Here is a 21,096-nt window from a genome sequence, read left to right on the forward strand (position 1 = left end):
AAATTACCTTGTATACTTGTGTTTACGGTAATAATGTTGAAAAATTGCGAATGATATTAACAATAGCAAAGGTGCAAGTATATTAATCAGCTGCCATTGCATCTTTTCTGCACGCAACTTTGCCTTATCCAATAACCTGATTTTAACCTCTTTATTGCGCAGTTCGATTAAATTATCATCATTAGCCAGGTAATCAGCTATATTTAACAACAATGCCTTATTCCCGAAGTTTCTTTGTGTATACCGGTCAAAACCCAATGGAAAAGCAGATCCATCGCGTCCACTCACCTGGTTTTTGAAGATATCACCGTCACCAATTACAATCATTTTAGTCGGTTTACTTTTGGCTGGCAAAGTATAGGCCTGATCAATCCCCGCGGGTAATCCCCTATTCAAAAACACTGAAGGGAAACTTCCTTCAAGTAGCACCCCCACAGGATGTGGTACACTCGCATATTCACGTGGATCAGGTTGTTCGGCTACCATCTGCAAAGACAACATCTTAGGGGTATTAAACACCTTGTTAAATCCCGAACTGTGCAGGATAATTTTCTTAGTAATCCCCTTAACACCAATGGTATCCACTGTACTTACAAACTCACTTTTAACGTTGTCTATATTTTTCACCAGATAACTCGCTGAATCAGGCATCAATAAAGGATAATATATCCATGGTGCCATCTGAATTTGCCCTTGTGCCCCTCCCATCACCAAAGGAATTTCCGCACAATTCGCATCAGCTACAAGGTTATAATTGATACGGGCGCCATACATAAACAACATATCATCAAGGTTAAGCGACCTGTTAAAAGCCAATTGCTCTCCCCCTTGTAAACTGTCAAGCTCTGCACCTACCTGATCAACAGACCAGACAACCCTTCCCCCGTTCATTACAAAATAATTGATCTTGTATTTCTGAGCCTCGGTAAATTCTTTTTGTGGTTTAGTAACAAACAAGACTTTCAGTTTATCCAGACCACTCTTGTCAATCTTATCCAGATTTACCCGGCCTACCTCATAACTTTCGGAAAGGCTTTTAATGGCGTCGTGCAATAACAAGTCCGACAACTCCCCATTAGCTTCCGTAAAACCTATACGAGGATGCTCACCACTCAGTACTTTTTGAATGCCGGAAGTAAACAGGTATTCCAGATTTTGAATAGAATTATTAATATTTTCTTCATAGTTACCCGTTACATCCAGATTTTGTAACAGCTTAACGGGAAAGCGTTTCCCATCTGCAGCAATCATCGCCATTGGAAAAATGGTCTTTTGTGCAAAACCATTATCGTTCTTAATATTAAGCGTAGTTGCTTCAATTCCTGCTTCGTAAAGGTTATTGATCGCTGTATCCTGCTCCGCAGCAGATAAGCCAGCAATAGGATCCACAAATATCACTTTGATATCTGTCCCTGCATAAGCCTTATAATCCGTCAGCAAATCCTTTGTCGAATTTCTCAAACGCTTAAAAGCCGCTGGTAAATCTCCTTCTAAAAAAACAGTAATACTAATAGGACTTTTGGCGCTTTTTAAAATGGTTTTAGATTTATCACTGAGTGTATATCGCTGTTCTTTGGTAAAATCTATCCTGGTATAAAAGTATTGTGCGGCAATGTTCACAAGAACCAGTACAGCAATAAAAACACCTATTTTAAGCCATTTATTGTTGCTATTTACCATTTCCTACCCCCTATTACTAAACGGGTAATCCCCAAAAACACCATTACAAAGCTGATAAAATAAACCAGGTCGCGGGTATCAAGTACACCACGACTTATAGATTGATAATGTTCATTTACACTCAGGTTTAATAATATATTCTCAAAATACTGCAATCCGAATATCTGGCTCATCGCATCAAATCCCTGGAAAGTGATGAAGCAAATAAATACAGCAAAAGCAAAAGCAATTACCTGGTTCCTGGTTACTGATGAAGCAAAAATGCCTATCGCTGTAAATGCAGCACCCAGTAAAACCAAACCTATATAACTACCGGTTACGGCTCCTCCATCTATGTTTCCCTTTGGTAAACCTAATGCCGATATGGAATAATAATAAACTAGTGTAGGCAGCAAGGCGAAAAGTACCAATACCAAACAGGCCAGATATTTAGCGCCTATGATTTGCCAGTCGGTAAGAGGTCTTGTAGCCAGCAATATATAAGTTCCTTCTCTCCGTTCCTCAGCAAAAGAGCGCATCGTAATTGCCGGAATTAAAAACATAAATAAAAATGGTGCTAAACTAAAAAAGCCAGTTAGTTCTGCGTAGCCATAATCCAGAATAGAAGTATCCGGAAAAAACCACAGCAATAAACCTAAGGCTAATAAAAAAATCCCGATGGTAATATAAGCCATCAGCGAATTTAGAAGACTAAATAATTCCCGTTTAAAAACTGCGTACATTCATTCAAATTAGCGACGTCGAAGTTATAAAAATATCCGCTAAAAATTGTACCCAGCTCTTATTCCCGCAAAAGATCTTGTGCTGTTGCTCCTTGCCCAACTTTCATATCTTACACCAATATCAAGAGTTCCAGTCTTCGACACCAGAAATTTCGTACCCAACCCAGGGGTATAAATAAATGCTGTTCCTGAACCATATCCATTGGCAGTAGGAATAGCCACACCGATTTCCCCGGTAAAGAACAATGGCTTCAGCACAAAATATCTTGCCCCTCCTTTTATCGGAACATACCCTTCTTTATATTTTATATTACTGAAAATTGCCGGACCATGGAATCTTAAATACCCAACATTACCAGTGATATTTAAATTCTTGTTAACAGGTTTTTGATACAATAAGGAAACACCGATACCATAGTCTGCAATATTCTTATAATCCCCCACAGGAAAAACGGCATCAAGTCCTAAGCCGATTGTCGACTCCCCTGGTTTAGATTGTGCATTTACCTTGTTAAACATTAAAAATCCGGCAACAGCTATTAACAATATTCTTTTCATTTCTGTCAATTTAAATAGTCTGCGATAATATAAAAAAATATGCAAACTTAAGCCTTACTCCCTATTTCAATCCAGCACTACTATTGCAAAAATTGGTTATTAGACATTGAACACCTCTACTTAAGTCTGAGTTAAATCAGATAAGGAGTCAAACCATATCTAAACCCGGTCTATACAGGGTCTAAACAGGGTGCAAACAGGGTCGTTGACATAGGATACACCTGGTTAAAACATTATAACTATAAAGTAAATTTATTGTTACGCTCCAAACCTAACCTGACACTTACCTGTTGATATTCCAAAGAAAACAATAAAATCAAAAAAATATGGCTAGAATAAAAAATGGGATATTAGGAGGATTTAGCGGAAAAGTAGGAACTGTAGTAGGCTATAACTTAGGTGACGAAAGTCACATGCGTGCGCTCCCAAGACGCCACGCGAAATTTACAGAGAATGAATTGCTGAACATGGCAAAATTCAAATTGGTGCAAGATCACCTTACCCCACTAAAAGATTTTTTGAGAGTGGGATTCAAAGATTACGGGACTAAAATGGGTGGCTATAGAAGCGCAATTTCTTACACCCGTAAAATTGCTTTGGTTTCTGATGATGCAGGATTCTATATTGACCCGGCATTACTTAAAGTTAGCGGTGGAAATTTACCTCAGGCGGTAAACCCAGTTGCAATTTTTGAAGATCCGATGCACGTTAAATTTACATGGGACATTACTAATATATCATCTGAGTATCGAGCTGACCAGGCAATGCTGCTGATTTATGATGTAAGCGACAGGGCCGTTATCACATACATTTTAAGTGGTAATTTCAGAAGTTCCGGTTCGCAAACAGTGGAAATACCGAACACTTTTAAAGGGAAAGAGGTTGATGTTTATATAGGTTTTGTGGCGGCAGACAGGTCAAAACAGTCTGATAGCCAATATCTGGGTAAAATCTCTATACCGCAATAATACATTGTCTGATAAATTAAAAAGGGTTGTCAAACTATTGTTCGACAACCCTTTCTTATTAATCTTTAAAAGATCTTTTACTTCAATTACAAACCGAAGTTATAAGCTAATCTCAAACCGATGAAAGATGGCGCTACCAATGCATCACCTTTAGACCAACCTTCATAACGGGCACCTAGCTCAATAGAACCACCGTCAGAAACAGGAAAATCTACACCGATACCTGGCGTGTAGGCAAATCTTGTTCCAACACCATCTTTAGTACCAATAGCAGCACCAACTTCAGCGGAACCAAAGAAATATTCACCAAAATAGTATCTTGCACCAACTTTTACCGGAACAAAACCTGTATTAATTTTTTGACCTAAAATTTCTTTTGATTGAAAATTCAGATAACCTGCACTACCTGTTACCAATAGATTTTCAGCAACTGGATGTTGATATTGTAACGAACCTCCATAACCAAGATTCATTCCATCACCAAAATCTCCCATAGGGAAGGCAAATTCCGCACCTACGCTCAATTTCGGAGCTTTAGTTTGAGCGTTAACACTTGAAAATGCAAATAAACCTGCAACTGCTGTTAATAGTATTAATTTTTTCATGATTTTATTTTTTTAATTTAATTAACCATTCGATGCAAAAAGGCTGCCAATAGTTACAGAAATATTTAAAAAATCAAACTTTTTTCATACAAACCACTGAATATCAAAACAAAAAAGAAACAAAATAAACAACTAACCTTTTTACTTATAAGGTCATTTTTCTAAAAATATCTTCCAGTGAGGTACCCGAATGTTCCGCTTTCAGTTCGTGAATTGAAGCGTTGGCCACAATTGTTCCCTTATTAATTATGATTACATCGTCGCAAATGGCTTCTACTTCCTGCATGATATGAGTAGAGAGAATAACGGTCTTATCCTTACCAAGACTTTTGATCAGATCGCGGATCTCAGACAATTGATTTGGGTCGAGTCCTGAAGTAGGTTCGTCAAGGATCAGCACTTCAGGATTGTGGATAATAGCCTGCGCCAGTCCCACCCGTTGTTTGTAGCCTTTCGAAAGCATGGAAATCTTTTTATGCTGTTCTGCAGTTAATCCCACTTTTTTAATGGTCTCTTCTACTTTTAATCCTGCATTTTTTAGTTGGTAAGTATTGGCCACAAAAAGCAAAAACTCCTTCACATACATATCCATATATAAAGGTGTATTTTCTGGCAGGTAGCCCATTATTTTTCTAAGTTCCAGGTTTTGCATCTGGGTATCATAACCACATAAACTGGCCGAACCTGATGTTGGGGCTGTATAGCCGGTAAGCATACGCATAGTAGTAGATTTCCCTGCTCCATTGGGTCCTAAAAAACCTAATATCCTGCCAGGCTTAGCTTCAAAACTAATTCCATCAACGGCCTTTTGCTTATCAAAATGTTTGGTTAATGCGGTTACCTTAATGCTCAATTTATTACCTTATTTAATGTATTTACGGGTGGAATAGAAAGCGGCCAAATTAAATAAATAAGTGCTGATATCAATGACAAAAAGAGAATCACTGTCAAATAGCCAAACTAGTGCCGGATTAGCCGAAAATAGGGGTTGAAAATCATCGGGTAACTTCTATCTTTGCATCACTATGGCAAAGAATACTAACGACGAGCAATTTAAGAATGTAATATCACATGCTAAGGAATACGGTTTTGTATTTCAAAGCAGCGAGATTTATGACGGATTAAGCGCAGTATACGATTACGGGCAACTGGGTGCAGAATTAAAAAACAACATTAAAACCTATTGGTGGAAATCTATGGTTCAAATGCATGAAAATATTGTAGGCATCGACTCTGCCATATTTATGCATCCAAAGGTATGGAAAGCCAGCGGTCACGTTGATGGTTTTAATGATCCGATGATCGACAATAAAGATTCAAAAAAACGTTACCGCGCCGATCAGTTATTAGAAGATAAGATTACCCGTTACGAAAAAGACGGAAAAACAGATAAAGCAGCTAAGTTACAAGCTGATATGGACGAGGCTTTAAAATCTGAAGACTTGCAGCAATTGAAAACACTAATTGAAGAGCATGAAATTGCATGTCCTGTTAGTGGTACCAAAAACTGGACAGAGGTCCGTCAGTTTAATCTGATGTTCAGTACCCAGTTTGGTGCAATGGCAGAGGGTTCTGAAGAGGTTTATCTTCGTCCGGAAACAGCTCAGGGTATCTTCGTAAATTTCCTGAATGTACAAAAATCAGGACGCATGAAAATTCCTTTCGGAATTGCCCAAATCGGAAAAGCCTTTAGAAATGAGGTAATTGCACGTCAGTTCATCATGCGTATGCGTGAATTCGAACAAATGGAAATGCAATTCTTTGTTCGTCCGGGTGAAGACCAGAAGTGGTTTGCTTACTGGAAAGAAGCACGTTTAAAATGGCACGAAGCACTGGGTACCCCAGCTGAAAAATACCGTTACCACGACCATGTTAAATTAGCACACTATGCTAATGCAGCAACAGATATCGAGTTTGAATTCCCATTCGGATTTAAAGAAGTTGAAGGTATCCATAGCCGTACAGATTTCGATTTAAAACAACACCAGGAATTCTCTGGTAAGAAAATGCAATATTTCGACAACGACTTAAACGAGGAAGGCAAACCTTACGGAAATTATATCCCGTATGTAATTGAAACTTCTATAGGTCTGGACCGTATGTTCCTGCTTACAATGATCAACGCTTTTGAAGAAGAAGACCTGAGTACAGATGAAAAACAGGACAGCAGAACATTATTACGTTTACATCCTTGTTTAGCTCCTTACAAAGTAGCCATCTTCCCTTTAACTAAAAAAGACGGACTTCCAGAAAAAGCAAGAGAGCTTATGGACAGCTTAAAACTGGATTTCAATTGTATTTATGAAGAAAAGGATGCTATCGGTAAACGTTACCGTCGTCAGGATGCAATTGGTACACCTTTCTGTGTAACAGTAGATCATCAGACATTGGAAGACAATACCGTAACCATCCGTCACCGTGATACAATGGAACAACAACGTATTGAGATTAAACATCTTGATGAGCTGATTGCAAGTAAAACCAGTTGGAAAACATTATTAAGAGGATAATCACCTTAAACTTATAATAAAAAAGACCTGTTGTTTTAAACAACAGGTCTTTTTTATTGGAATAAGCCCGTTATTTCTGTGAACCAAAAGTTACCAGAACCGGATAATGATCTGACATATTATCGGTATGTTCATCATGTATAATAACAGAAGATTTAACCTCCTTTGCAATTGCCTGATTAGCAAACATAAAATCAATGCGTTTTGGGTTTGCCTTACCGTATTTCACTACGGGTATACTATGCACAAATTTCTTATTCGTTAACCAAAAGGTATCTTTAAATCCTGCTTTCTCAACAGCATCTATTACACTGTAGTCTATCTGGCCATTATTCAGATTACGAATATGGGCTTCTTTTTTTTCCCGTTCCTGCATACCTTTCACCATGGCTTCAGAATATTCTGCAGCATCCCGCTTGGATACGGAGTTAAAATCACCCATAATCAGAATCTTCTCATTTGCTGGAATTTCAGCAGCATGTGCCAATACGTTACGTACTTCTTCCTGTTTCTTTTGAAGATTAAAAGGTGAAAAATGAATTACAAAAATATGAATACCATTGATTTTTGCATAGATAAAGGCATGCCACATGTTGTCAACCACCTTCTTTACATTTACAATTGGATATTTGGAGGATAGTGCTACCGGAAACCCCTCTAGTTTTGACTGTATGGCATAAGGATGGCTGTACTGTGCAGCAAATTGCTCCAACGACTTCTGTGTAAACCCGTTCATTTCCTGATAAGCCACAATATCTGGATTGATCGCTTTTACCCATTCAAAGTACTCCTTATGGATTAAACTGTCTTGCTGCAAACCTTTCAGCACATTATAAGACAGTATTTTAAATTCTTTCTGAGCAAACACTGTTGCTTGCTGACCAAGCAGCAGAGAAAAGAGAATTGCTACTGACAAAAAATATTTTTTCATTTTTACAAGTTTTAAGATTTTAATAAATTACTTAACACCATCAACCCAACCTTCATTCTGTTTCAGTGCCTTATTGAGCAGTCTTTCCTGAGTAGGAATCGGATAAAGATAGTCCCTACTTTCATCCCACTGTTTGGTAACAGTAGGATTAGTGATGATCTGTCCGCCATTACGCCCATTTTCAAATACCACTTCACCAATTTTAAGATACTGTCTACCCGGAACTGAAGCTGGTTTAGTGCCTTCATAAATGTGCAGATCAATTGTTCCATTATGGTCGATGTCATATGTCCCAACCCCTGGGAAATACATTCCATTAAATACACGACTAAAGATCTGACCTTCTTTCCAGCGAATAAGATCATAATAACGCAATCCCTCCCGGATCAGCTCTACCTGACGTTCTCTTCTAATTTCAAGAATTACCCCTTTATTTGAATTGCTCACATTTCTGTACAAATCTACCATGTAAGGGTCAGGAAGAGCATTTGCAGCAATCAAAGATATATTTGGCATAGCTACCCGGTCACGGATCAGCTTGACACTCCGATCAAGGTCAGTCTGGGTAAGGGTTCCACGCTCTGCTTTAGCTTCTGCAAAATTAAGCAGCACTTCTGCAAAACGAAAAATCGGCATATCATTCACACAGTTTCCCTGATCAAAAGCAGTAGGTTGTACATATTTTACGTATTGATATCCTGTAATAGTGGATGCAAAATCCGGAAGCGTTAAATTTGATTCTCCACTACGTTTGTAACCTGGAATACGAATGGTCTGGCTCAAACGTGGATCACGATTTTGGGTTTCTTCAAACCACTGCATCGTTTTATAATTTGGGTTATCTGTAAAACGGCTACCATCTGCATTTAAATAGGAATTTATGACATGACGGGATACCCCTGGCCTTCCAAAGGAAACGGAAAGCGTATAAAAATTAACGCTGTGAACGAAAGGTACTGAGGCGCTATATTGACGGGCCAGAATCATTTCATCCCTATTCGCATCATCAAAATTAAACAGGTCCTGGTAAGCTTTATCAGCAGTAGACTTATAAATCTTATAGCCACTTTGTGTCATCAATTGATCAGAAGCTGAGATACACAGATCCAGCAAGCTTTCCCAGCCTGCCAGTCCGTGATACTTCCTATAAGTTCCTTCAAACAGGGCAACTCTGGACTTTAGTGCCAGTGCCGTCCATTTTGTAATCAACTGAGGGTGTTTGTCCGTCTGCAAATTGTCAATGGCATAATCCAGGTCTTCCATCATCTTTCCTACAACGAACTGCCTGGTATCTCTCGCTTTCGTCAATCCCGGATCATCAATTTCAAGTACGTTATCATACCAGGGCACATCTCCAAAACGCTGTACCATTCCAAAATAAAAATAAGCTCTGAAAAATCTCGCCAACGCATTGTATTTAGCCCGGATAGTTTCATTCTTAAACTTATCTGAGTTTTCCAGGAAAAAGTTAATCCTTCTTAACTCCGTCCAACTCCAGCCACCACCGGTAGTAGGCACTGTACGGGTTCCCCTGAACTCGTTAGGAACAGTGGTACGGGCGTCGTCATCACCATAATAAGGGCTGTTATAAAATACGTCGAGTGCCTCCGGTAGTTGGTTGTAAAAAGCATTGGTATAAGCTTTAAGCTCCACCTCTGAAGTAAATGATTGTTCAGGAGTCAATTCCGACAGCGGGGTCCTGTCTAAAAAACTGTCCTTACATGAAGCCAAAACAACTAAAATAAGTATGGCTACTATTTTTTTAAATGTATTCATTTCTATTATTTTACTGGTTTGAAAATTCATTAAAAGGTAAGCTGAAGGCCGGCAGAATAAGTTTTGGACATAGGATAAGTTCTTCCTGTAGGATCTGTCACTACCTCTTCCGGATCCATATAATCCGTATCTAACTTTGTCCAGGTATAAAGATTCTCTGCAGAAAAATAAATACGAAGATTACTCACTTTAACTTTTTTCAATAAGGCAGATGGCAAATTATAACCTATTGTAAGGTTCTTAAACCTTAGATAAGAAATGTCCTGAAGATATTTGTCGTTAGCAACCGACAATTCTGAATTTTGTGCAATGTAACCACGAACCAGGGGGAAGTACGCATCTGGATTTTCAGGAGACCACATCATGTTCTGAAAATTCTCTGGCAAAAAAGAACCGTAAGGCCTTGCGTACACATGCCAGAACTGCTGAGCCTCCAGGTGGGGATACCAGTTTCTTTTACCAACTCCCTGAAAGAACGCTGCGATATCGAAATTATTCCAGGAAGCAGATAAATTAAAACCGTAGGAATAGCGAGGCTGAGTATTCCCGATAATACGTCTGTCGCCCGGATTGCTTAAGGTATTAGCCCCCGTAGAAATGATACCATTACCATCCAGATCAAGGATTTTAATATCGCCGGCCTGCAATTTTTTCAATTCCGCAGTAGGCGCCTGAACTCTTCTGTTATTGACAGGGTCCTGGTTCACAATAGCTGCATAGGCCTGTGCCTCAGCATCGGTTTTAAAATACCCGTCATAACTGTATCCCCAGATATCTCCGAGTTTCTGTCCCACATAATAATCGGACAACAGTTGATTTGGATTATCAAACTTGGTGATTTTAGCAGTATAATCAGACAACATACCTCCTACACCATATCTAAATGGTTTGCCTCCCAGATTAAAAGTATCTTTCCATTCTAAACTAAGCTCAAATCCGTTGGTTTTCAAGTCGGCCGCATTCTCTTTAGGTTCACCAACCCCAAACACTACCGGGAGGGTTTTCCCTTTCGTAAGCATATCAATAGTTTTCCTGGTATAAATATCCGCAGTCAGAGATAAACGATTATTCAGAAAAGTGACATCCAGCCCCAAGTTATTCGTGATAGAACTTTCCCAGGTCAGATTTGGCGTTACCGCACCAGGCTGGTTAATCACTTTCAGCTTCTGTCCATCGACCAGGTAATTAATTTGTCCTGTTCCCATTGAAGCCAGATACGCATACGTGTCTACATCCTGATTACCCAGTGTACCATATGAATATCTTAATTTAAGGCTGCTTGCAACGCTTTTTAAAGGTTTAAAAAAGTTTTCTTCACTTAGCACCCATCCGGCTGAGAAGGATGGGAAAAATCCAAAACGATCGTTCTTTGCAAAACGGGAAGTTCCATCATACCTACCTGAAGCTTCGAAAAGATACTTATTGGCATAATTATAATTAAACCTATAAAAAGCACCTCGTAGCGCCCATTCACTTGCTCCACCTCCCACTACAGGAACACCGGTAGCCAGTTTTTGATCATTCAGATCTTCAGACAAAAATTCAGACCCCGTAGTATTGATCGTCTTAAATATCCGTTCCTCCTGATTGAATCCCGCCATTAGCTTCAGGTTATGCTTATTGAATTCTTTTTCATAGTCTGCATAAACGTTGTAAACCTTATAACGGTTTGTACGTTCATTGTCTATCAATTGATCTTTATTCAGGTTCCCAAGTGCATAATTCTCCATGATGCCCGGAAATTTTGAATACTGGACACGTACAGCACGATAAAAGTAATTATAGCTCTCCTGCCCGTACGTGTAGTTGGCAGTCAGATTAAATCCTTTAAACGGTTTAATGATGGCTTCAAAAGTAGTAGCTAATTCACTTTGGCCATCCTCTCCTTTTGATTTTCCATTTTCCATTAAAGCATGCATCCCATAACCTACAGAATAGGAATTGATACCTGTATACCCTGTCAGTGTTCCATCTGGATTTCGGGGCACATAGGCAGCCATAAAATGGTACAGATAATTTGGCGTAACATTATCTGTTACCCGGGGAAAATTATCCTGTAATCCAAACCATGAATACTTGGATTGGAAAAACCTGGTATTATTACTCAAAGAAAGCCAGTCATATACATCTACATTAACTTTACTTCTCATATTGTACCGGGTATAATCGTCTGGATTGACCTTCCACACGCCTTTTTCATCTTTAGTATTGGCGGAGATCAGGTATTGAACTTTATCAGACGATCCACTCAGGTTGATGTTATGCTCAGTACTTGGACGAGTCTTTTTAAACAGATAGTTGTACCAGTCAAAATTTGCGTAATACCTGTACATATCCTGTCCGCTTGCATTTTTTTTAACTACTACCCATGGCCTTTCAGGATTTTCGGTTTTATCGTTAACACGGGCAAGTAATTCTGCATAATCTTCTTCAGAATACCTGGTATTGGTATTGCCCAGCGCATTATACATGGCATCATCGTTTATTTTAGCATTCCAGTAACCAGAAGTGATGAAATCAGTATTAGTAAGTTGTGATTTTACACCAAAGTTATTAGAATAGGAAATGGAAGTTTTACCATCTTTAGATTGCTTTGTTGTAACCAATATAACACCGAATGCAGCACGTGCGCCATATACGGCAGATGCAGATGCGTCCTTAAGTACAGATATAGATTCCACATCCAGGGTACTTACCCTGTCAATATCTCCCGGTACCCCATCAATGAGTACCAAAGGTGTCCCTCCGTTAATAGAAGTATTTCCACGAATGTTTAATATCCCGCTTTGCCCTGGCTTACCAGATCCGAAAGTAACGTTCAAATTGGGCACCACCCCTTGTAGTGCCTGAGTAAGATTGGAAACCGGCCGGTCCTGTAGCTCCTTTGCACTAACCTGGGCTACTGCTCCGGTAAGGTTGATTTTTTTAGTAGTACCGTAACCTACTACAATCACCTCACCCAAACCTTGAATATCTTCAAGTAGCACAATGTTTTGGAAATCTCCGCTGATCGCAACCTCTTTAGTCAGGTACCCGATGTACGAAACCACCAATGTGCCTGTGCTTAGATCCTGATCAAATGAAAAACTACCATCGCTTTTAGTGATTGTTGAATACTTACTACCTTTAATCGTCACTGAAGCACCTGGCAACGGACCGCCTTTACTATCAGTAACTTTACCTTTAATCTGCTGCATTACGGCATCCACTTTCATTAGCGTTCCAAAAGCTGGAACAGGAATACTTTTATCTTTGTCTTCCTTTATCAGTACGTTTGTTTTGACAATTTTATAGCTAAAGGGCAAATCCTTAAACAACACAGACAAGGCCTGGTCTATTGTAACATCTTTTACATCAATACTTGCTTTAAAAACTTTCAGTTTTTCGCTGCTGTATACAAAGGAATAATCCGTTTGTTTCTTAAGCTGCTGCATAATTTTATAAAGCGGTGCATTTTTTTCTCTAATGCTGACCTTTTGACCATAAGTGGAAGCGCTTACATGAATGCTGGTTAAAATAATAAGAAGTATGCAAATATTTATACGCATAATCATACCGGGTGAAGGCCATGTTTTTAACATAGCTAGGATAAACGAAAATAATTTCATTAGTTTTGTAATTGTTGGGAGGTGAAAACTCAATAATTTATGGCCGTTGCCCATGCCATTGGGTGACGGCCTTTTTTGTTGTCGAATGTATTTATTTGTCCATGGTTGTAAGATTTAATGAATAATAAGACCTGTTATTTTACTATAATTACTTTTTTACCATTGGGCTGTCGTTCCAGCAAATACTTCAAATCGAAAAAATTCAATATATCCAGAGCTTCAACTGCATCTACATTTCTATTCACCTCACCGGATAATCGGATATCAGGCAGCTTACCCTGATATTTAAAATCTACATCATACCACCTAGACCACTGCCTCATCACCTCAGATATGTGCGTTCCCTGGAACTGAAACTTTCCCATTTTCCAGGCTACACTTACCATAGCGTCCACTTCACTCACATTTATTTCATTGCTATTTAAATTGAGTGCCGACTGCTGGTTAACCTTCAGTACTTTAAATTGTTGGACTGCATTGTACGCCTGATATTTTGGATTGACCCTTACACTTCCTTCCAGCACCGTAGTCAACACCTGAGTTTCATCCTGATAAGCATTAACATTAAAATGTGTACCCAGCACCGTAATATCCTGGTGCGGCGTAATCACCTTAAATGGTGCTGCCGGATTTTTAGCAACCTCAAAATACCCCTCACCTTTCAATTCTACTTCCCGATAGGAAGCAGCAAATGAAACCGGATATTTTAGAGAAGATGCTGCATTTAACCAAACCTGTGTACCATCAGGTAACTTCAACTGATACTGCCCACCTCTTGGCGTTGAAATGGTATGAAAAGCATTCCGATCTACATTTCCGGAAGAGGCCGAAATTTCGTAAATCAACTTTCCATCCACATCTTTCAGAACTCTTACGCCATGTGAATTGGCTATTTCCCCTCTTTTAGCTTCATCTAATACAATCTGAGCTCCATTATCAAGTGTAAGGACTGCTTTATTTCCCCCGGGAGCTATTCTAACCGAATCGAATTCCTTTATACCTTTATGTTGCTGCCATACAAGCAAGCCCGAACACATCATAATAAATAGACTGGCGGCCACCAAATGCCATGCACGTATTTTTTTTAAAACTAAATTCCCCGACCTCGAATCATCATTGTTTAGTATACTACGAATTATATCAGCTTCCTTTTGTGAGGAGATAACAGGTAAACCAGTCTTGTCATTCTTTTTATGATGCAAAGTGTACAAGTGCTTCATTTCTGCTTCCAGCAATTCATCAGACTTACTGTTTGCGATGTACATCATCAATTCATCGCGTTCAGATGTTGTTGCTGTTTTCTTAAAATAAAGCTCAAACAAATGCTTCAGTCTACTTTTCTCCATATAGGATTTACTTTTTAACAGGTCTTTTCTATAAAGACACGGAACTGAAAAAAGGAGGTAATGGAAAATTAAAAAAAAGTAATAAATATTGAAAAAAGCACACAAATCGCCTTTTCAGTCAGAAATTTAAGATTAGTTCTCAGGGACAATAAAGCAAGACTCATGTGCTTTTTTACCGTTTCCCTGGTAAGACCAAGTTGCTGTGCAATTTCTTCATATTTTAGCTTTTCTACACGACTTAAGGTATAGACACGCTTTTGTTGTGGAGGGAGTTTATCAATCTCTTCTTCAATAAGTACAAACAACTCTTCTTTTCGGGAGGATTGATCAATGTCTTCAAATTCTTCTTCAAATTGATTAGCCCATTCTATCTGTGCTTTACGCGTCATTGCCTGTTGCCGCAGATAATTCAGCGTTTTATTTTTGGAGATAATAAAGATGTAATTACTAAAACTTTCCAGCTGAGGTAAAGAAGTCCTTTTTTGCCATACTACAGTAAACACATCCTGTACAATCTCTTCTGTCACTTCCTGTGATTCCGATATACTCAATACATAGGTTGCCAGTCCTTCTGCATACTTTTTAAATAGCGTGGCAAAAGCATATTGATCACCCTCTGCTACTTTTCGTAACAACTGTTGTTCATAACTCAGTTTCTCTTTTGTTAAAAAGGTTATCACTTGTAATCCAAATAATTTATTCAGCTATCTATACGCAAATTTGTAAAAGCAATATAAATTGACGGTTAACAAATGATTATCGATCTATCTCTTCTTTTTTATAGATTTGCTTTGGCGAACACTAAGCCAGGGAAAGCCGCATGACCGATTATTGTAATTTTACCGATCAGGAACTTACTGTGCTATTGAAAAATGGCAACCACAGTGCTTTCACCGAGATTTACCATCGGTATAAACGCTTATTATATACCCATGCTTACCAAAGACTGAGGAACGAACAGGAGGTAGACGACATTATTCACGAATTATTTACAACACTTTGGTTAAAACGTGATACCCTTGTCTTCAAAACCAATTTATCAGGATATCTGTATACAGCAATACGAAACCGTATACTGGATTATGTTGCTCACCAAAAAATAGAATCAGCATACATTTCCTCTTTTGCAAGTTTTTTAAAAAAATCAGAAGACTTCACCGACTTTCTTCTGCGTGAAAAACAACTCGAAGCTCTTATAGACAAAGAGATTGCCGCATTACCTCCAAAAATGAGGGAAGTATTTGAATTGAGCAGAAAAGAGAACTTAAGTCATGAAGAAATCGCTTCAAGACTAGGCATCACAAAAAAAACAGTTAAAAGCCAGGTAAACAATGCCTTAAAAACACTAAGATCAAAACTAAGCTTTACCGCCTGGTTGTTCTTTATTTTATTTTACTAATTTTTATTTTTCTTCTCGGCCCTAAGCCTTAGTTAGCCGTCTTACATATAATTAGCGTTTACAAGAACCAATGGAAAACAACATAGCTAAATCATTATTGGATAAATATACTGCAGGAACCTGTACAGATGAAGAACTGGCCAAAGTTGAAGCATGGTATGCGCAATGGAACCAGGATTTACCTGATACGTTATCGGAAGAAAAAATACAGCTTGCGTTAGACAGAGGTTATCATCGTCTGCCTGTAGCACATAAAAGCCCACTAATCGTTAAATGGCGCAACTGGGCAAGTGCAGCCGCAATTATCTTAGTTACTGGTTTGGGTGTTGTCTTTTACAAAAAAAGAAATTCTACAGGGCTTTCATTTTCAATGGTAACTATAAAAGATAAAGACATTAGTCCCGGGAGTAAAAGAGCTACACTTACGCTTTCAGACGGTAAAAAAATCAACTTAAGTGATGCAAAAACCGGAGTTGTTATTGATATAAATAAACTGAGCTATGATGATGGCACAGCGATATCATCTACCCTATCCAATAAAAAAGAACCCATAGGTAATTTGTCGGTCAGCACGCCCCGGGGAGGCACCTACCAAATCGTATTGCCCGATGGCAGTAAAGTTTGGTTAAATGCGGCTTCTGATCTAAAATTCCCAAACTCTTTTCATTCTTTAGCTACGAGAACGGTTAAGCTAACTGGCGAAGCTTATTTTGAGGTATCAAAAAACCAAAACCAACCTTTTATCGTTGAAACCGATCAACAAAATGTAAAGGTTTTAGGTACGCATTTTAACATTAACAGTTATCGGGATCAAAAGAATACTAAAACCACACTTCTTGAAGGATCGGTACAAGTTGCAACCAAAACTCCAAAAAACATACAGGAAGTTATACTAAGTCCGAACCAGCAATCTGTCTTAACCGGGAGCACCATACATATACAGAATGCCAATGTAAAAGAGGCTATAGCCTGGAAAAATGGCTATTTCATATTTAATGGTGAAAACCTGGAAACCATTATGCAGGAAATTTCAAGATGGTACGATGTTCAGGTGATTTTTGAAGACAATGTTCAAACAGTATCTTTTATTGGCGTGATCTCAAACTCAAAAAATCTGTCGGCAGTATTGCAAGCTATTGCAGAAACAGGAAATGTTCATTTTAGAATTGAAGGAAGGAGCGTCATTGTTATGAAATAATGTTACCAGAACTGCGGATATCATTCGCAAAGGGTAACCAGATAAAGCCGGAAGAGCTACGACCCTCCTCCGGCAGATATCTGAGTTTACCCGTTAAAATCGCGTGAAACAATTATCAACTAAACACAACATGAGTGCATCAGTTTCTAACGAAATCAATGCATATCGTGATTCATAAACCCAAACAATCAAATATATGATTAATTATAATCTGGAGGCTAGGTTTTTGACCAAAGTCTCTATTGATCCTGTTCAGTGGAAAGCACTTGCTAAACAGTGTTTTCACCGAGTAGACAAAAGAAAATGGATAATGAGAATCAACCTAATTATTATCATCATGACCAGCTTTTTACTTCAGGTGAGTGCAAGCAGTTTTGCACAAAAAGTTAGCCTGAATGAAAAGAACACATCATTTGAAAGCATTATCAATAAAATACAGTCGCAAACTGGCTATGATTTTATTGGCAATACCATGCTGATCAAGAATGCCAAACCAGTAAGCATACAAGCAAAAAACATTTCTCTAAAGGAAGCTTTGGAATTGTGCTTCGCCAACCAGAACCTAACCTACACTTTACAAGATAAAATTGTAATCATCAAAGAACGCATGCCTTCTATAATGGATAAGGTAGTTGACTTTTTCACTGCCATAGAAATTAAAGGAAAAATTACGGATGAAAAAGGAACGCCATTACCAGGAGCTTCTGTTAAAATCAAGGAAACAAATAGACTGGTAACATCTAATGGGAACGGAGAATTTACGCTTACCAATGTCAATGAAAACGCCATTATACAGTTCTTTTATATAGGTTATAAAACCAAAGAAATCCCTGCCAGTCAACTAAAAAACAATCCTGTGATTAAACTGGAAATAAATACCGGAGAACTGGATGAGGTGGATGTTGTATTTACCGGCTATCAGAAAATCCCGAAGGAATTACTGACCGGATCTTCCGCTAAAGTTAATGTGAAAGAATATGAATCACCGATCATTACCAATAACTTTTTACAAGGTATACAAAACAAACTTCCCGGGGTTTTAATCAACAATGATTTGAAGTTTGAGGGAAACTCCTTATTTCAGATCAGGGGTATTTCTACCATTTCGGCAGCGAAAGAGCCCTTGGTGGTGGTTGACGGCTACCCTACCGAATTAACCCTCGATGCTATTAACCCCAACGAAATTGAATCTGTAACTGTACTTAAAGATGCGGCTGCAGCTGCGATTTATGGTGTAAGGGCTTCAAACGGGGTCATCATTGTTGAACGGAAAAAAGCCGTAGTCGGGAATACACAATTTGGTTTTAGAAGTACATTAAGTGTTACCCCAAAAGAGGACTATACGACCTATAGATTAGCTCCCAATACAGCAAGAATGAACTACCGGATAGATGATTACGACAGAAATGGCAGTATGGACAGGAACTATTTCACCAATAATCCAGGCAGGTATAATGCTGGCGACGAACCATTGATTGACCTCGAATCGGGATTAATTACCAGAGAAGAAATGGAAAAACGTATGCGCGAACAATTTGCTTATGATAATACAAATGACTATAGCAAGTATTTTGAACAAAATAAAGTAACTCAGCAATATGACTTCAATTTATCAGGTGGAACAAAAAAAGCACTTTACTATGTTTCATCCAACCTTACCAATAACCAGAATTCAAAGATAAAATCAAACGACCAACGGTTCCTCCTTTCGGGTCGCGGAACCTACAATTTTAATGATAAACTATCCTTTGTACTCACTACTGACTTCATCCAGAAAAAGGTAAAGGGTGTTCCTGTCTATAATTATACAGACTTTCATTCTTTTGAACGGTTTCAGGACAGCAACGGAAATCCTATGGCTACATTTGCCGGATCGCCTACAAATCCATTATACAATCCAGGGATTATCGCCAAGGGCTACTATGATAACCTGAATTATCCGCTAAGGGAAATTAATGAGGTAAGTGATGAGAATAAATCGACATCTAATAAAATGGTTGGTGATTTATTTTATAAAATCATTCCCAGCCTTACTTTAAAACTGGGCGGCGTTTATGAATACAGCACGAGCAATATTAAACACTATGCTACAGAAAACTCTTCGGAGATTAAGCAATTTGTAAACTTATATTCAGAAGTGGGTACCGATGGTATAATTAAATTTAATTTACCCAAAGGCGGTTACAACAAGACGAAAATCGGGACCACTACAGGATATACTTTACGGGCACAATTGAACTACGACAAAACCCTGAGCGAAGACCATTCGATCAATGTTATCGCAGGTGCTGAGGTTCGCAAGATCACAGCAGAACTAAACGGATATGCAAACTTTGGTTATAACGACCAGACACTTTTACAACAACCGGTTGACTACAATAAAATTCTGACGGGATCATGGTACAATACACTTTTCCCGAATAGCAGTTTAAATTACTCAGATCTTTTCCAAAAGTCTTTTAGCGATGACCGTTATGTTTCGGGTTATTTTAACGGCGTTTATGCTTACAAATCCAGGTATATCTTTTCCGGAAGTATTCGTATAGACCAATCTAATCTTTTTGGTACCGATCCGAAATTCCGTTACAAACCATTGTGGTCTGTAGGTGGGGCCTGGAATGTAACCAGAGAATCTTTTATGCAGCATCTGACTTGGGTTGACAACCTTAAATACAGAATTTCAAAAGGTTTTAATGGAAACGTTTCTAAAGCCAGTTTGCCTCAAATCATCGCAAATTATACCAATAACCTGCGTACTATCCCAACTTCTACCGGATTAACTATCCAAAGTTTGGAAAACAGTGCTTTGCGCTGGGAAGAAACCAGTAACTTCAATACCGGATTAGATTTTACCATTTTCAAACGGATTACCGGAACCGTTGACTATTATAGCAAATACAGTAATGACCTGCTGGGTAATGCTGCGATAGATCCCACCAAAGGGGCGTCGTTTACAACTTTAAATTCTGCCAAAATAAAGAACAAAGGTTTTGAGTTTAGTCTGAATAGCGACTGGTTACAACGCAAGAATTTTAACTGGAACACAGGTATCGCATTCTCTTACAATACCAGTAAAGTTTTGGACATCTATCAAAATAATCTCAAACTCAATTACCAATATGTGGATGGCTCCAAAGCGAACAATTACATTATAGGTTATCCGGTCGGATCAATGTTCAGTTTCAGGTACGCCGGGCTAAATCAAAGAGGCTTACCAACCGTTTACGATACTCAGGGCAATGCTAAAGAATTATACTATACGAGTAATGATGAAGGTATAAAAGACCTTGACTATTCGGGAAATAATATCCCTCCATATACAATAGGGATTAGTAACCGTTTTGACATAGGTCCTCTTTACATCTATGCTATGGTTGACTTATATACCGGATTTAAAACACGTATTCCACGCCCGTATATATACGACAACCGTCCGCTTCAGGGTGCTGAAAATTACTTTAAAGTACCAGGTGATGAGTTAAAAACTGACATCATGGGATTTTATAATTATTCGAACATGGATGCGACGAGAGCTTTCCTCGTGTATGATAACTCAAACCGTTATGTGGTAAATGGCTCTTATATTTTATTAAGAGATGTCACAGTTTCCTACAGATTTAATAATCAAATATTTAAGCAACTTGGCTTTAATAATTTTGAGGTAAAAGCTCAGGGTTCAAACTTATTTACCAAAGGTTTCAACAAGTACAATTACAGTCTGGCTACCGGCAGTTATGCAAGAAGAAACCTTGTACCAACATTTACACTTGGATTATTTACTAACTTTTAATTCCT

Annotated in this window: 15 protein-coding genes; 5 read left to right on the forward strand and 10 right to left on the reverse strand. The window is 38.5% G+C overall.

Features of this window, described 5'->3' with window-relative positions:
• Positions 1–3 precede the first annotated feature (3 nt).
• From gldG to R2Q84_RS15020, 3 genes are read right to left on the reverse strand one after another with little or no spacing between them, the layout of a single operon-like run.
• Complete coding sequence (gldG, locus tag R2Q84_RS15010; RefSeq protein ID WP_316817384.1) at positions 4–1,680, reverse strand: gliding motility-associated ABC transporter substrate-binding protein GldG; 1,677 nt, start codon at positions 1,678–1,680, stop codon at positions 4–6.
• Complete coding sequence (gene gldF / locus R2Q84_RS15015) at positions 1,674–2,402, reverse strand: gliding motility-associated ABC transporter permease subunit GldF (RefSeq protein WP_316817385.1); 729 nt, start codon at positions 2,400–2,402, stop codon at positions 1,674–1,676. The genes gldG and gldF overlap by 7 nt, the downstream gene beginning before the upstream one ends.
• Positions 2,403–2,441: 39 nt before the next feature.
• On the reverse strand, positions 2,442–2,960 hold the full coding sequence (locus tag R2Q84_RS15020; protein ID WP_316817386.1) for a hypothetical protein: 519 nt from the start codon (positions 2,958–2,960) through the stop codon (positions 2,442–2,444).
• Between the two features lie 326 nt (positions 2,961–3,286).
• Between R2Q84_RS15020 and R2Q84_RS15025 the strand changes: the two genes are divergently transcribed.
• Entirely contained in the window at positions 3,287–3,928 is a 642-nt protein-coding gene (locus R2Q84_RS15025) for a DUF6266 family protein (RefSeq protein WP_316817387.1), read from the forward strand.
• Between the two features lie 86 nt (positions 3,929–4,014).
• Here the strand turns inward: R2Q84_RS15025 and R2Q84_RS15030 are convergent, their stop codons facing one another.
• Complete coding sequence (locus R2Q84_RS15030; RefSeq protein ID WP_316817388.1) at positions 4,015–4,533, reverse strand: hypothetical protein; 519 nt, start codon at positions 4,531–4,533, stop codon at positions 4,015–4,017.
• Positions 4,534–4,678: 145 nt separating this feature from the next.
• The gene (locus R2Q84_RS15035; RefSeq protein ID WP_316817389.1) at positions 4,679–5,386 is read right to left on the reverse strand and encodes an ATP-binding cassette domain-containing protein; all 708 of its coding nucleotides are present in this window, start codon (positions 5,384–5,386) and stop codon (positions 4,679–4,681) included.
• A 172-nt stretch (positions 5,387–5,558) separates the two neighbouring features.
• Here R2Q84_RS15035 and R2Q84_RS15040 point away from each other — a divergent pair, with 172 nt between their 5' ends.
• Positions 5,559–7,043, forward strand: a complete 1,485-nt coding sequence (locus R2Q84_RS15040) for a glycine--tRNA ligase (protein ID WP_316817390.1) — start codon at positions 5,559–5,561, stop codon at positions 7,041–7,043.
• Between the two features lie 70 nt (positions 7,044–7,113).
• On the opposite strand, the gene R2Q84_RS15045 is transcribed toward R2Q84_RS15040, so the two are convergent.
• From R2Q84_RS15045 to R2Q84_RS15065, 5 genes are all read right to left on the reverse strand, one after another.
• Positions 7,114–7,974 (reverse strand): endonuclease/exonuclease/phosphatase family protein, encoded by an 861-nt coding sequence (locus R2Q84_RS15045; RefSeq protein WP_316817391.1) that lies wholly within the window; start codon positions 7,972–7,974, stop codon positions 7,114–7,116.
• 27 nt (positions 7,975–8,001) lie between these two features.
• A complete protein-coding gene (locus R2Q84_RS15050; RefSeq protein ID WP_316817392.1) occupies positions 8,002–9,750 on the reverse strand; it encodes a RagB/SusD family nutrient uptake outer membrane protein in 1,749 nt (582 codons plus the stop codon).
• 29 nt (positions 9,751–9,779) lie between these two features.
• On the reverse strand, positions 9,780–13,358 hold the full coding sequence (locus R2Q84_RS15055) for a SusC/RagA family TonB-linked outer membrane protein (protein ID WP_316817393.1): 3,579 nt from the start codon (positions 13,356–13,358) through the stop codon (positions 9,780–9,782).
• A 134-nt stretch (positions 13,359–13,492) separates the two neighbouring features.
• Positions 13,493–14,704: a FecR family protein gene (locus tag R2Q84_RS15060; protein WP_316817394.1), complete on the reverse strand. Its 1,212-nt coding sequence runs from the start codon at positions 14,702–14,704 to the stop codon at positions 13,493–13,495.
• A gap of 68 nt (positions 14,705–14,772) precedes the next feature.
• Positions 14,773–15,384: an RNA polymerase sigma-70 factor gene (locus tag R2Q84_RS15065; RefSeq protein ID WP_316817395.1), complete on the reverse strand. Its 612-nt coding sequence runs from the start codon at positions 15,382–15,384 to the stop codon at positions 14,773–14,775.
• Between the two features lie 140 nt (positions 15,385–15,524).
• On the opposite strand from R2Q84_RS15065, the gene R2Q84_RS15070 reads away from it, so the two are divergent.
• The 3 genes from R2Q84_RS15070 (at position 15,525) to R2Q84_RS15080 (ending at position 21,091) form a co-directional block, all read left to right on the forward strand.
• Positions 15,525–16,103 carry an RNA polymerase sigma-70 factor gene (locus R2Q84_RS15070; RefSeq protein ID WP_316817396.1) on the forward strand — a complete coding sequence of 193 codons (579 nt, stop codon included), beginning with the start codon at positions 15,525–15,527 and terminating at the stop codon, positions 16,101–16,103.
• A gap of 70 nt (positions 16,104–16,173) precedes the next feature.
• Positions 16,174–17,301, forward strand: coding sequence for a FecR family protein (locus tag R2Q84_RS15075; RefSeq protein ID WP_316817397.1), 1,128 nt, complete (start codon positions 16,174–16,176; stop codon positions 17,299–17,301).
• 196 nt (positions 17,302–17,497) lie between these two features.
• Positions 17,498–21,091 carry a SusC/RagA family TonB-linked outer membrane protein gene (locus R2Q84_RS15080; protein ID WP_316817398.1) on the forward strand — a complete coding sequence of 1,198 codons (3,594 nt, stop codon included), beginning with the start codon at positions 17,498–17,500 and terminating at the stop codon, positions 21,089–21,091.
• The last annotated feature ends 5 nt before the right edge of the window (positions 21,092–21,096 follow it).

It is taken from the genome of Pedobacter nyackensis, from assembly GCF_032678475.1.
GTDB lineage: Bacteria > Bacteroidota > Bacteroidia > Sphingobacteriales > Sphingobacteriaceae > Pedobacter > Pedobacter nyackensis_A.

What these genes read in the sequence shown, in the direction of transcription:
- R2Q84_RS15045 (WP_316817391.1), bottom strand. Translation starts at nt 7,974, where the DNA reads ATGAAAAAATATTTTTTGTCAGTAGCAATTCTCTTTTCTCTGCTGCTT.
- gldG (WP_316817384.1), bottom strand. Translation starts at nt 1,680, where the DNA reads ATGGTAAATAGCAACAATAAATGGCTTAAAATAGGTGTTTTTATTGCT.
- R2Q84_RS15070 (WP_316817396.1), top strand. Translation starts at nt 15,525, where the DNA reads ATGACCGATTATTGTAATTTTACCGATCAGGAACTTACTGTGCTATTG.
- R2Q84_RS15030 (WP_316817388.1), bottom strand. Translation starts at nt 4,533, where the DNA reads ATGAAAAAATTAATACTATTAACAGCAGTTGCAGGTTTATTTGCATTT.
- R2Q84_RS15020 (WP_316817386.1), bottom strand. Translation starts at nt 2,960, where the DNA reads ATGAAAAGAATATTGTTAATAGCTGTTGCCGGATTTTTAATGTTTAAC.
- gldF (WP_316817385.1), bottom strand. Translation starts at nt 2,402, where the DNA reads ATGTACGCAGTTTTTAAACGGGAATTATTTAGTCTTCTAAATTCGCTG.
- R2Q84_RS15080 (WP_316817398.1), top strand. Translation starts at nt 17,498, where the DNA reads ATGATTAATTATAATCTGGAGGCTAGGTTTTTGACCAAAGTCTCTATT.
- R2Q84_RS15055 (WP_316817393.1), bottom strand. Translation starts at nt 13,358, where the DNA reads ATGAAATTATTTTCGTTTATCCTAGCTATGTTAAAAACATGGCCTTCA.
- R2Q84_RS15060 (WP_316817394.1), bottom strand. Translation starts at nt 14,704, where the DNA reads ATGGAGAAAAGTAGACTGAAGCATTTGTTTGAGCTTTATTTTAAGAAA.
- R2Q84_RS15050 (WP_316817392.1), bottom strand. Translation starts at nt 9,750, where the DNA reads ATGAATACATTTAAAAAAATAGTAGCCATACTTATTTTAGTTGTTTTG.
- R2Q84_RS15075 (WP_316817397.1), top strand. Translation starts at nt 16,174, where the DNA reads ATGGAAAACAACATAGCTAAATCATTATTGGATAAATATACTGCAGGA.
- R2Q84_RS15025 (WP_316817387.1), top strand. Translation starts at nt 3,287, where the DNA reads ATGGCTAGAATAAAAAATGGGATATTAGGAGGATTTAGCGGAAAAGTA.
- R2Q84_RS15040 (WP_316817390.1), top strand. Translation starts at nt 5,559, where the DNA reads ATGGCAAAGAATACTAACGACGAGCAATTTAAGAATGTAATATCACAT.